The organism is Affinirhizobium straminoryzae (genome assembly GCF_007004135.1).
GTDB classification, from domain to species: Bacteria; Pseudomonadota; Alphaproteobacteria; order Rhizobiales; family Rhizobiaceae; genus Neorhizobium; species Neorhizobium straminoryzae.
The window spans coordinates 1-12302 of record NZ_VJMG01000077.1 but is presented as its reverse complement, the minus strand read 5'-3'; the positions used below and the strand labels follow the sequence as shown (position 1 = coordinate 12302).

The window sequence follows — 12302 nt, the reverse complement described above, 5'->3', positions numbered from 1 at the left end:
CAGGCCGCCACCGGTGGCCGCTTCACAATCTCTATGACACGGAACCACAAGCGGTTCGAGACGGAGGAAGCCTTGGCCACCGCTCAGCGCGGCGCAAACACATCCACCGATTGGGAAAGCCCCCGCAGCGGAAAACTGCCGACATGCTCGACCTGCGTCTCCAGTTGACCAGCGCGGATGAAGGCTTCCGACATCAGGACGGGGCGATGAACGGTCTTGGTCAGGGTTTCCAGCCGGGAGGCGATATTGACGGTCGGGCCGATCACCGTGAAATCAAGACGCGAGGACGAACCGATATTGCCATACATGACATCGCCGCAGTGGACACCGATGCCATAGCGGAGCGCCGGCTGGTTCGCGGCTTCGCGCGATTGATTGAGCCGATCCATCGCGACCTGGACTTCCGCCAGAGCATCGAAGGCGTGCTGGCAGACATCCTCCCCCTCCAGCGGGAAGACGGCCAACAGCCCGTCGCCCATGAACTTGAGAATCTCGCCGCCATGCCGTTCGATCGGCTCGGACAGTGCGTCGAAGCACTGGTTCAGCATGCCGATCACATCGTCGCGTGGCCAGAGGTCCGAAATCTCCGTGAAATTGCGCACGTCGAAGATCATCACGACCGCCGAGAGGGTAACGCCGCTGCCGCGGCGCGTGGCGCCGGCCAGGATCTTTTCCCCCGCATGCGGGCCGACATAGGTGCGAAGCAGGGTACGGGCCAGCGCGTTCTTGATGCGCACCTCGCTGACCAGCGCCAGCACCGGCACCAGCGCCCGCAGAAGGGTGAGATGCTCCGGCGCAAATCCTCCGGGCGCATCGCTGGCAAAGGTTACGGCATGACGCTTTCCCAGCGTGTGCTGCAGCGGCATGGCGAGGTAATCGGTCAGCCCCTCCTGCCGCAGTTCCGCAAAGATCGGGTAGGGGCGGGCCGGATCATCGACCGTCAGGATCTGATGCACCTCCGCCACGCCATCATGCAGGTCGCGGATCGGGCTCATCAGGAATTCCGGCGAGTTCTCGACGCCATAGTCGACGGTATCGATCTCGGCCTCCGCAAAACCGGTACGCCACAGGATGCGTGCCCCCATCCATTGCGGATGATTGATACGGAAATGCAGGGTGGCGCGCGCCACCGGCACGCCGGCCAGGCGCAGCCGGTCGCACAGCGCGACAAACACGTTGTCGATGAAACGTTCGTCATGCGTCCGGGTCAGAAGCCAGGGGATGATGTTACGGGGATCGGCAACCTCCTTGCCTTCGGTGGTGTCGTGTGCCTCGCCCATGCTATCCCCCGTGAGAAGCGCCATCCGGATATCCGGTCGGTCAAAGAGCCGCCGCATGCGCTCCGACGCGCGCCGGATAGGTGGTCCGGCAGGCGGCTGGGTTCAAGAGGCAAAGTCGGGAGATCGCAGGAATCACCCGTCGGCCCTTTCCCGGAAGGGCCTGCGAACCTTCGGCAATGCACGGCAAAATCAGCCTTGCGGCACAACGCGGATAGACGACGGCGCTGAAAAATAATGTATAAAGAAGAAACAGTTGCCGGAGAAGGAACGGTTCGCCACGGCATGATCACGCAAGCGAGGCAGGGATTGAAGGCAGGCCGGCGATTGGCACGGGGGCAAAAGCGCGACGGTGACGGCGAACGGGGCGGCGCGGGCATCAGCCCGGAGGACATTGCCGACCACAATTCGCGTGTCGTGCTGGCGCTGCTGCGCCGGCACGGTGCGCTGACGCGCCAGGAACTTGCCGGCCATCTGAGCCTCACCGAACCCGCCATCACCGGCATTCTGAAGCGCCTGATTGCAGCGGGCGTGGTGGAGCAGGGTCAGCGCGACGTGGGTGACCGCTACAAGGCGGCCGAGTTTTCACTGGTGGCCGGAAGCGTTCACGGGCTGGGGCTCTGGCTGCGCCCGGACGTGGTGGATCTCGCCCTCGTCGATCTCAAGGGCCATCTCGTCCTGCAACAGACAGTACCGTCCGACAGGCTGGCGGACACAGTCGCCACGATCCGCGACCGGTGTGCCGAAAGCCTCAGCGGCATCGGCATTGCCTGCCATCCAGGCGTCGATGCCACAGAGATTGAGCGGATGCCCACGCTTTCCAATCTGGCATCCTTCGTGGTCAAGGATGTGGAAGCGGTCGTCACCGCGGAGCGTATTCTCGGTATCGGCGAGCCGGAGGGGGGCTTCGCGGTAATCCTGGTCGATGAAATCGTGCGCGCCGGCCTGATGACGGGCGGGCGATTCTTTCGCGGCGTGCATGGCCGCGCGGGCGGCATCGGCAGCATGCGACCAGGCCGCGAGGAACTGACGCTGGACGAGGTGGCGAGTGCCGCGGCCTATCACCGCCATGTTGAGACTTTCGGCGAGGCCTTCGCCGAGGACTGGATGCGGCGCGCCGCATCCCGCCTGCTCGATGCGGTGCTTGCGCTTGGCGGCTTCGTCTCCCCCGGGGCTGTCCTGATTGGCGGAAGCCTGCCGGACGCCGTGCTGGACACGGTCATTGCGATGATGATCGCCGAGCGGGAGCGCAAGGGCACCTATTTCGTGCCGGCTTCGTGGATCCCGCCCATCCGCAAACTGACCTTTGCGCAATGTGGCGTTGCCCGCGGCGCCGCCCTGCTGCCCTTTATGGAGCTTGCACTGCCGAAGACCCGCTGACCGCAAGGCCGGCCGGCAGCATGACGGTCGACATCGGCACACGGGTCTGCTGGCTTGAATCCGCAGAGGGCAGGCACAGGCGATGGGACAGCGGCATGGTGGCCGCCCCGAGCGCTGCGGCATCCTCGGAGATCGCCGTGCGATGCAGCGAGGGCGCCTCCATGCCGCGCCGCCCGATCTCGTCGCGGACATGGTTCAGGAGTTCATCGACCAGCAGCACCGGCAGGCGTCCGCCGATCAGAACCGCTTCCGGATCGACAACCATGCCGATATCGATGATGGCCTCCGCCAGCGTCACCGCAAAGCCCTTCAGCCAGGCGCTGACCCGCGCCCGCCCGGCCGGATCGAGGGTCAGCAGGTCCGAGGGACGGGTGACGGGGATGCCGTTTTCCTTCAGGTGGTGCAGCAGGTGAAACAGCGAATACATGTCACCGATCGGCCGCGTTTCACCGGCAAGCCCTTCCTCGGTGGCGACCACCGGCAGCCAGCTGACTTCGCCGCCAAGGCCGCCGGCCCCCTTGTGGCACATGCCGTTGATGACGAGGCTGCCGCCCAGACAGGCGTTGACGAGAATGTAGAAGAAGCTGTCGATCTGCGTGCCGAGACCGTATTCGATCTCGCCGAGTGCCGCCGCATTCGCATCATTGTCAATGAAGACGGGATGGTGGGTGAAACGGGCCAAAGCGGCGCGCACATCAAAGCCGCTCCATTCACGGTAGTGCGCGGGGCGTTCAAGAAAGTCGACCTCGCCCAGCCAGTCGGGAATGGCGAGGCCGATGCCGGCCAGCCGTGGTTCCGGAATGATCTTGCGGCGCAGGAAGGAGGAGATGGCCTCCTCCATCAGCCGGGTGAAATCCTTCGGCAGGAAGAAGCGCTGCTCGTGATGCATGCGGCCGCGGATATTGCCCACCGCATCGACGGCAACGATGGTGAGATGATCGCGGTCGATATTGGCACCGATGGCAAAGACGCCTTCCGGGTCGATTTCCAGTTCGATGGCGGGCTGGCCGCGCAAGCCTTGCCGGCGACGCGCCTCCATCACCAGCCCTTCGTCGAGCAGACGATCCACGATTCGCGTCACCGCCTGCTTGGTCAGCCGCGACTGGCGCGCCAGTTCGGTGCGCGAGATCGGCGCACCGCGATGAATGGCATTCAGGATGGTCGCACGGTTCTGCGCCGCCGCCTGTTCGCCATTCGAACCCAGATAGTTCAATTCTCTGTCCTTGTTTGTCCACCCGGGACGGTCTGCAACCGCCCCGGGATGATGCTGTAAATTCGCGCCCGACGGAAGAGGTGTTTCAGCGCTTGCGCAGACGCCAGCTCTTCACCTCGAAGGAGCGCAGGGCATCGGCGGGCACATCCGCCATCGGCTCCTCCAGAATGGTGAGCGGGCCTTCGGTCTGCCAGCCCTCCTGTGGCTTGACCTGCAGGGAGCCGCGCCGGCCGGCCGGCTCGTAAAGGCGCAGGACAAGACCATCGCCCTCCTCGCTCACCTTCAGCGCGGACAAGGCAGCCGGAATGCCCTCGACCGATACAGGCTGCCATTCTCCGCAGGCAAGGCCTGTCGCCTCGATGGCAAGCAGCGGCTGGTTCAGATCCTCGGCTTCTTCGCGCACGCCTGCCTCATGCCAGCTGCCTTCATGCGGCATCAGCGCATAGGTGAAGGCCTGATAGCCCTCGTCCGCCAGCGGATCCGGATAGACCGGCGCGCGCAGCAGCGACAGGCCGAGCTGGTTGCCGCGCATCGAATGCCCATACTTGGCGTCGTTGATCAGCGCCAGGCCGAAGCCAGGCTCGGCCAGATCGACGAAGCGGTGGGCGGGTGCCTCGAACATCGCGTCGTCCCAGGAGGTGTTGGTATGCGTCGGGCGCTCCACCACGCCATAGGCGCATTCGCAAACGGCGCGGGGGCTGCGCACGGCCACACCCGTCAGCGTGCGCAGGAGCACGCGGCGATCATGCCAGTCAAGCTCGGTGTGGATATCGAGGCGACGGGCATTGGCACCGAGCGACAGCGTCTGGGTGATGGTGGAATCGCGCCAGCGCCGGCGGATGCGGATGGCGGCGCGGTGCGGACCATTCTCCACCAGTTCGATGCTCTCGAAACCGGTGATCTCCTCGGCCTTTTCGGCATAATCGCCTTCCACGTCCCAGGCATCCCAGTTGCGCGGCTTGTCGGCGGGATAGGCAAACAGGCGGTTGCCGCCATCGTCCAGCGCCTCGCGGCCGCTCGGCTTGTGCAGCATGCTGGCAATCGAACCGTCCTCGGCCAGCGTCACCTTCAGCACCTCGTTTTCGAGGCTGCGGGCGGTGGCGACCAGACCGGGCTGCGGCCGAAGGGCAGAGACCGGCAGCACGGCGACGGAGAGCGGCGCAACCACCGTCTGCGCCCGCACGGGGCCGTCTGCCAGATCGAGACGCAGCGGGCGCGGCGACAGCGACGGGTTGACGACCAGCACATGGCCATCGTCACCGGCCGGCAGCTGGGCGCGGATCGCCTCGAGCCCGGCTTTCTGCGCCGCCTTCGCTTCCTCGATGACGCTGCCAAGTTCCGTGCTCGCATCGACATAGACTTCGGCGATGGAGGAGCCCGGCAGAATGTCGTGGAACTCGTTCTTCATCACCACGCGCCAGGCAGGTTCGAGCGATTGCGGACGCGCGCCACCCAGCAGATGGGCAAGGCTTGCGATCGTTTCGGCGGTGATCAGGCCGCGCTCCGCCTGGCGGTGCAGGCGCTTCACATCGCTCTGGCTGGTGAGCGTGGCGCGGTGCAGCTCCAGATAGATCTCACCCTGCCAGACATGCATCTTGCGCGAGGCGGCGGTGGCATGGGCGGCCTCGAAGAAATCCTCGACGCGGCTCCAGCGCGCCTGCGGAATGGCCGGGAAGACCCGCAGCTGTTCCTCGCGCAGGATCATTTCCGGTGTGACGCCGCCGCCGCCATCGCCATAACCGACGCACAGCAACGTGGTGTCGTGGCGATCCTTCTGGCGGAAATTCTTCCAGGTCGGCACGAAGCAGTCGGGCCGCACGAAGCCGTTATAGCCTTCCATCGGATTGTTGAAGGTGTGCGCCAGCACGCGGCTGCCGTCGAGACCCTCCCACCAGAAGAGATCGGCCGGAATGCGGTTCGATTCCGACCAGTTGACCTTGATCGTGAAGAAGCTCTTCATGCCGCCCTGCACCAGAAGCTGCGGCAGCGCGCCAGAGAAGCCGAAGCAATCCGGCAGCCAGCAGATGCTGTGGCGGGCGCCGAAGGTCTTTTCGAAATACCGCTGGCCGTAGAGAATCTGGCGGGCGAGGCTTTCGCCGGTCGGCATGTTGGTATCGGGCTCCACCCAGCAGCCGCCGAGCACCTCCCACTGGCCGGCCTTCACCCGCTCGACGATTCGCGCGAGGAGGGCCGGATCGTCTTCCTCAAGCTGCGCATAGTAATGCGCCGTCGACTGGTTGAAGCGGAAATCGCTCGAGCCTTCCATCAGCGACAGCGCGGTGTGGAAGGTGCGGCGCATCTTGCGGCGGGTCTCGCCATAGGGCCAGAGCCAGGCAAGGTCGATATGCGCATGGCCGGTGAGCGCGATCTGGCCCTGCGGCGGAAAGCGCTTCTGAAGTTCGGCAAGCTTTGCCATCAGCGCCGCATAGGCGGTGGCGACGGAGGCGCGCTGCGCCTCGTTCAGGCCCTCCGGGTTCTCCTTGTGCGGCGGCAGCTGCCAGATCCGCTGCTGCATCGTCTCCGGCGCGATGCGGGTCACGTAGTCCGCCGTGGCCGAGGGCCAGTCAAGGCTGTAGAAGCAGGTTTCTGCAGCCTCCAGCAGGTAGGGAACGGCGTCATGGCCATCGAGCACGCTGACGGCCTCCGCGATCTGGCGCAGCAGCAGCCAGAGCCGGTCGACCTCCTCGTCGATCCAGAACAGTTCCGCCCGTTCCAGGCAGGGCTTGCGGACCGGCTGGCCGAAGGGCAGGCGGGCGACCGTTTCCGTCGCAATCGAGAACCCGTGCGAGGGCAGGTGGAACTCGCGGTGATAGGGATCGAGCCCGTAGCTCTTCGCCTGGCCATCGGCGCCGGTGATGCTGATCAGGCTTTCGCCGCCGAGATCGAGATAGAGCCGCACATCTTCCAGAGGCCAATCGGCGGGAACCTCGCCGGAGACGGTGAAGTGTACGGTGCCGTTGCGATGCGGCCAGGCCTCGCGAAGCGCGATGGGGCTGCCGTCGAACTGCCAGCCCTCCAGAGGGCGCGTGGCGCGGGCGCGCCAGAATTGCAGTTCGGCGGTGCGCACCTGGAGCCGTTCGAGGCGCTGGGCAGAAGTCAGTATCATGGCAAAACTCATATTCGTCGTTGGAAGGGTCAGCCCTTGACGGCACCGGCCGTCAGGGCACCAAGGATCAGCCGCTGGAGCGCCAGGAAGGCGACGATGGCCGGCACCACGGAAACAAGGCAGGCGGCCGCCAGAAGCTGGATGGAAGAGTCGTTCTGCGTGCCGGCATACTGGAAGATGCCGACGCCGATGGGGGTGAGCGATTCCTTGGTGATCAGCAGGAAGGGCACGAGGAACTGCGACCAGCCGCCGATCACCGCAATGATGAAGGCGGATGCGATGCCGGGCGTGGAGAGCGGCAGCACCACGCGCAGGAACACGCCGAAGCGGTTGCAGCCGTCGATCATCGCCGCCTCGTCGAGGGCAGCCGGAATGCCGTCGATCGTCCCCTTCAGGATCCAGGTCACCATCGGCACCGAGAGCGCGATATAGACCATGGTGGCGCCGAAATGGCTGTCGGTGAGGCCGATCGAGGCCATGTAGCGGTAGAGCGGCACCATGATGACGAGCGGCGAGATCATCTGCACCGACAGAAGCGCCATCATCCAGGCGCCCTTGCCGCGGAAGCGGAAGCGCGAAAACGCGTAGGCTGCCGGCAGCGCAACGATCAGGCAGCCCACCGCCGACAGGCAGGACAGCTTCAGCGCGTTCCAGAGATAGGCGAGGAACTTGTCCGAGGACAGGATCATCGCGAAATTGTCGAGCGTCGGTGCCTTCGGAATGAAGCGGCTGACGCCGAGGAACACTTCCTTACGGGTGCGCAGCGCCAGCGACAGCAGCCACAGCAGCGGCCAGGCGAAGAAGACGAAGATCACCAGCATGAACAGATAGCTGAACAGGTCGCCGATGCGCTCTCTGGTCTTGGCGCTCATCGGTCCTCTCCCTTCGGCAGGAAGGCCGCGTAGACGAGCGCCAGACCAAGGCTGATGACCAGCATCAGGATGGAGAGCACCGCACCGCCGGCAAGGTCGTAATTGCGGAAGACGACATTGAACGTATAGAGCGACAGCACCTCGGTGGAGCGGCCGGGGCCGCCGCCGGTGAGCGAGATGATCGCATCGAAGGTGTTCAGCGTCTGGATGGTGATCAGGATCATGTTGACGAGGATCGCCGAGCGCAGCTGCGGCAGCGTCACATGGAAAAGCCGCTGCGGCGCGCTGGCGCCATCGACGGCGGCGGCCTCATACAGCACAGGATCGATCGCCTTCAGCGCGGCATACATCACCACCATGGAAAAGGCAGTGCCGCGCCAGACATTGGACATCACCACGGACCACATCACGAGGTCCGGATCGGACAGCCATTGCACCGGCGTGGCGCCCAGCATGCGCAGCACGCTGTTGAGACCGCCAAAAGGCGCTTCGTTGAACAGCATCTTCCAGATGATGCCGCCGGCAATGCCGGGCACGACCCAGGCAATCAGCGCAGTGGTGCGCACGATCGTCGTGCCGAACAGACGCCGCTTTTCGCCGCGCACCACGACGAGCGCAATCGCCAGCCCGAACAGCTGCTGGGAAAACACGCTGGCCAGGGTGAAGATCGCCGTCACGCCGAGGATGCCCGGAATTTCCGGCCGCGCCAGCGTCTGCGTGAGCGTCGCGAAGGTGTAACCGCCCTCTTCGCCGAGCAGCGTCGCGCGGGTCAGCGCCAGCCGGAACACGTCGAAGACGGGGTAGAGATAGAACAGGCCGAGCACGAGGATCAGCGGCAGCAGCCAGGGCGCGACCCGTGGCCGCGTCTGCCGGCGGCGGGCAAGGGCGCCCGCATGCGCAACGGTGGCGATTGCTGTGGTCATGGCGGTCATCCAGTCGGGCAATGCATGGAAGGGGAAGGGCGGGCCATGTCCAAGCCCGTCCTCCCGTCGTCATGTCGCCGTCAGAGGCGCTTGAAGGCATCCGTGGCGGCCTTGAAGGCATCGTCCACGGCAGCTTCGGTCGGCTGCGAGCCGGTCAGGACCTTGCCCATCATGATCTGGATCTGGTTGGAGATTTCCGGATAGACCGGCGCGCCGGGGCGGGCCTGACCCACCTTCAGTGCGGCAGCGAAGGCCTTGTTCGCCTCCGTCGCGAAAACCGGATACTTGTCATAGAGATCGGCGCGGGTCGGCAGCTGCTCCTGCAGCGCATTGGCCGGGCCCATATAGATCTCGCGGGCCAGATTGGCGCACATTTCCACCTTGGCCGGATCCTTGGAGAAGGACGCGACCGTCCAGCCGCCGGTGCCGGTGGAGCGCTGTTCCTTCGTCGGGCCGGGCAGCATCGAGAAGGTCCAGTTGGCGAAATCGCCGGCGTCGAGCGTGCTCTTCAGCTGGGCGAGCTGCCAGTTGCCGCCGACGAACAGCGCGGTGGTGCCGGCCGCGGCAGCGGCATTGAAATCGTCGTAGTTGCCGATGGTCGCCACGCGCTTCGGTGCCGCGCCGCTTTCCACCAGACCGCGGTAGTAATCGACCGCCTTGACGAACTTGGCACGGTTCTCGCCCTCGCCGAAGATCGGCTTGCCGGCATCGTCCACCAGCTTGCCGCCTTCCGCCCAGAAATTGGCCAGCCAGTCGAAGGTCGTGCCTTCGAAGCGGCCGCCATTGAACAGGATGCCTTCCATGCCCTGCTTGACGGAGGCAAGGGCTGCCGTCTTCGTGTCGTCCCAGGTCTGCGGCGCCTCGGCAATCACGGCCTTGTTGCGGTAGAGAACGCGCAGGTCGGTCGCCCACCACCAGGCATAGATCTTGCCGTCCGTGCCGGTAATGCCCTCGCGGATGAAGGGGAAGAGCTGGTCGATTTCGTCCTTGTTGAAATAGGGCGCGAAGGACTGCAACACACCGGACTTCTTGAACAGCGGCAGCACGAAGGAATCGACGGCGGCGCAATCGGGGGCATTGCCGGACTTCGCCTGCTCCAGGAGGCGGGCCTGTTCCTGGCCGATATCGCCCGACATCATCTGCAGTTCGACCTTCCAGCCAGGATGGCGCGCCACATACTCGCGGAACAGCTTGCCGTAACCATCGGCAACGGCCGGATCGTTGTTGCGCGGGCCGTCCGTCGTCATGCGGAAGGTCAGCGTCTTCGGCGCATTGTCCGGGCCGACCGTATTGCCGGTAATCGTATTGCCTGCGGCAATCGCCGGCAGGGCAACGCCCAGCGCCAGCACGGCGGCGAGGCTCGTCAAGGATGCGGTTCTCATCATACGGGTTCTCCTCCCTCGAAAACGGCCGGTTCACCGGCCTTGTGGCGCAGGAAAACGCGCAGGCGACCTTGGGCCACCCGATCCGCTCCTCCCGGCACCAGCGACCCGCCCGTCTCCTCAACAACGGTCTTTGCAGGTCACGGAAAATAGATTAAATCACTTTTGTTTTGTGTCAAGCACCAGCCTGGGAGGAAAACATGGCACAGGTCGAAATCGCCGCTCTGCGCAAGAGCTACGGCGCGCTGGAGGTGATCCACGGAGTGAATGTGTCGATCGCCGACGGGGAATTCGTGGCGCTTGTCGGCCCCTCCGGCTGCGGCAAATCCACGCTTCTGAGAATGGTGGCGGGGCTGGAGGAGATTACGGGCGGGGATATCAGCGTCGACGGCAAGCTGATCAACGATCTTGCCCCGCGCGACCGCGACATCGCCATGGTGTTCCAGAACTACGCGCTGTATCCGCACATGACGGTGGCGAAGAACATGGGCTTTGCCCTGAAGCTGCAGGGGCTTTCGACGGGCGAGATCGACCGGCGGGTGAAAGCTGCCGCCGGCATTCTCGATCTCGACGCCTATCTTGGCCGCAAGCCGGCAGCGCTCTCCGGCGGCCAGCGCCAGCGTGTCGCCATGGGCCGCGCCATCGTGCGGGCGCCGAAGGTGTTTCTGTTCGACGAGCCGCTGTCCAACCTCGACGCCAAGCTTCGCGTGCAGATGCGCGCGGAAATCCGCGAGCTCCAGAAGCGGCTTGGAACCACCACCATCTACGTCACCCACGATCAGGTGGAGGCCATGACCATGGCCGACAAGATCGTCGTGCTGCAGCAGGGGCGGGTGGAGCAGATCGGCGCGCCGCTCGATCTCTATCATCGCCCGGCCAATCTCTTCGTCGCCACCTTCATCGGATCGCCGCAGATGAACCTGATCACCGGCGAGGCCGCCACGCATCTTGGCGCAACGACGCTCGGCATCCGCCCGGAGCATCTCGTCGTCTCCGGCGAGGGAGAGGGCTGGAAGGGTCGCATCCTGTCGGCCGAATATCTCGGCAGCGATACCTATCTCGACGTGGACACCGAAACGGCCGGTCGCCTGCAGGTGCGCACCGAGGGCGCCTTTGCTCCACGGCCGGGCGATACGGTGTGGCTGAAGCCGGCAGACGGTCACATGCACCGCTTCGATGCGGAGGGCCGCGCGCTGCGATCCTGAACGGCAGGATGCAGCCATGCGCTCCCTCGCCGCCATGCGCTCGCCCACCGACATGCACCTGGATCGCCGCAACGTTCATTATTTGAGAACAGTGCGGCGATCATCGTTTCTATTTCAATAAACAAAAGAGGGGCTATCTTCGCGTCATGGCGATGCCGCAACGGCATCGCCCCCGATACAGGGAGCAGCCAAATGACCCTCATCCACGAAAACATGTCGCGCGGCCACACCGATACCGGCTGGCTGAACAGCTACCACACCTTTTCCTTCGGGGGCTTCAAGGACCCGACCCGCATGGGGTTCGGCGCGCTGCGGGTGATCAACGAGGATCGCATCGCCCCGGGCTCCGGCTTCTCCGAGCATGGCCATGCGGATATGGATATCCTGACGCTGGTGCTGTCGGGCAGGCTGCGCCACGCGGATACGCTCGGCAATACGGTGACGATTGCGCCCGGCGAAGCCCAGCTGATGCACGCCGGCTCCGGTGTCAGGCATTCGGAAATGAACGCCTCCGCGAAGGAACCGGCGCATTTCCTGCAGATCTGGCTCATTCCGGAGGCACGCGGCCTGGCGCCGCGCTACCAGCAGGCGAGCTTGCCCGATGCCGCCACGAGCCGCGACTGGACGACGATCGCCGCTCCCGTCGGCGCGGGCGCACCGCTGGAGCTGTACTCCGAGACGCGGCTTTCTCTGGCAAGGCCTGCAGCCGGTGACCGGCTCACCATTCCACAGCATCCGGGTCGTCTGACCTTCCTGCACATCATCGAAGGCCTCGCGATGGTCGATGGCGAAAGGTTGACCGGCGGCGACGGTATCCAGCTCGGCGCCGATGCGCTGCCGGATCTCGAATGGATTACCGACGGCCAGGCGCTGCTGTTCGACATGCGCCGGTGAGATCCAAACACGGAAAAGCTGCCGGGCGCGTCCGCGCCGGGCAGTTTTTC

9 protein-coding genes are annotated in these 12302 nt (G+C 65.0%); 3 read left to right on the top strand and 6 right to left on the bottom strand.

Features of this window, described 5'->3' with window-relative positions:
- Positions 1 to 83 precede the first annotated feature (83 nt).
- Entirely contained in the window at positions 84 to 1304 is a 1221-nt protein-coding gene (locus FNA46_RS22365; protein ID WP_143127435.1) for an adenylate/guanylate cyclase domain-containing protein, read from the bottom strand.
- 300 nt (positions 1305 to 1604) lie between these two features.
- Between FNA46_RS22365 and FNA46_RS22360 the strand changes: the two genes are divergently transcribed.
- Entirely contained in the window at positions 1605 to 2657 is a 1053-nt protein-coding gene (locus FNA46_RS22360) for a MarR family transcriptional regulator (RefSeq protein ID WP_246103298.1), read from the top strand.
- Here the strand turns inward: FNA46_RS22360 and FNA46_RS22355 are convergent.
- From FNA46_RS22355 to FNA46_RS22335, 5 genes are all read right to left on the bottom strand, one after another.
- The gene (locus FNA46_RS22355; RefSeq protein ID WP_143127433.1) at positions 2626 to 3870 is read right to left on the bottom strand and encodes an ROK family transcriptional regulator; all 1245 of its coding nucleotides are present in this window, start codon (positions 3868 to 3870) and stop codon (positions 2626 to 2628) included. The two genes, FNA46_RS22360 and FNA46_RS22355, sit on opposite strands and share 32 nt — an antisense overlap.
- 85 nt (positions 3871 to 3955) lie before the next feature.
- Positions 3956 to 6976 carry an alpha-mannosidase gene (locus FNA46_RS22350; protein WP_143127432.1) on the bottom strand — a complete coding sequence of 1007 codons (3021 nt, stop codon included), beginning with the start codon at positions 6974 to 6976 and terminating at the stop codon, positions 3956 to 3958.
- A 29-nt stretch (positions 6977 to 7005) separates the two neighbouring features.
- Entirely contained in the window at positions 7006 to 7848 is an 843-nt protein-coding gene (locus FNA46_RS22345) for a carbohydrate ABC transporter permease (RefSeq protein ID WP_143127431.1), read from the bottom strand.
- The gene (locus FNA46_RS22340; RefSeq protein ID WP_246103296.1) at positions 7845 to 8780 is read right to left on the bottom strand and encodes a carbohydrate ABC transporter permease; all 936 of its coding nucleotides are present in this window, start codon (positions 8778 to 8780) and stop codon (positions 7845 to 7847) included. Before FNA46_RS22340 ends, FNA46_RS22345 begins: the two co-directional genes overlap by 4 nt.
- Positions 8781 to 8851: 71 nt before the next feature.
- The gene (locus FNA46_RS22335; RefSeq protein ID WP_143127475.1) at positions 8852 to 10153 is read right to left on the bottom strand and encodes an extracellular solute-binding protein; all 1302 of its coding nucleotides are present in this window, start codon (positions 10151 to 10153) and stop codon (positions 8852 to 8854) included.
- 200 nt (positions 10154 to 10353) lie between these two features.
- Here FNA46_RS22335 and FNA46_RS22330 point away from each other — a divergent pair, with 200 nt between their 5' ends.
- Both FNA46_RS22330 and FNA46_RS22325 read left to right on the top strand, forming a co-directional pair.
- Positions 10354 to 11358, top strand: coding sequence for an ABC transporter ATP-binding protein (locus tag FNA46_RS22330; protein ID WP_143127429.1), 1005 nt, complete (start codon positions 10354 to 10356; stop codon positions 11356 to 11358).
- Positions 11359 to 11550: 192 nt separating this feature from the next.
- Entirely contained in the window at positions 11551 to 12252 is a 702-nt protein-coding gene (locus FNA46_RS22325) for a pirin family protein (protein ID WP_143127428.1), read from the top strand.
- Positions 12253 to 12302 lie beyond the last annotated feature (50 nt).

Coding starts and splice junctions, on each gene's coding strand:
- FNA46_RS22345 (WP_143127431.1), bottom strand. CDS start 7,848: ATGAGCGCCAAGACCAGAGAGCGCATCGGCGACCTGTTCAGCTATCTG.
- FNA46_RS22335 (WP_143127475.1), bottom strand. CDS start 10,153: ATGAGAACCGCATCCTTGACGAGCCTCGCCGCCGTGCTGGCGCTGGGC.
- FNA46_RS22340 (WP_246103296.1), bottom strand. CDS start 8,780: ATGACCGCCATGACCACAGCAATCGCCACCGTTGCGCATGCGGGCGCC.
- FNA46_RS22325 (WP_143127428.1), top strand. CDS start 11,551: ATGACCCTCATCCACGAAAACATGTCGCGCGGCCACACCGATACCGGC.
- FNA46_RS22330 (WP_143127429.1), top strand. CDS start 10,354: ATGGCACAGGTCGAAATCGCCGCTCTGCGCAAGAGCTACGGCGCGCTG.
- FNA46_RS22365 (WP_143127435.1), bottom strand. CDS start 1,304: ATGGCGCTTCTCACGGGGGATAGCATGGGCGAGGCACACGACACCACC.
- FNA46_RS22350 (WP_143127432.1), bottom strand. CDS start 6,976: ATGATACTGACTTCTGCCCAGCGCCTCGAACGGCTCCAGGTGCGCACC.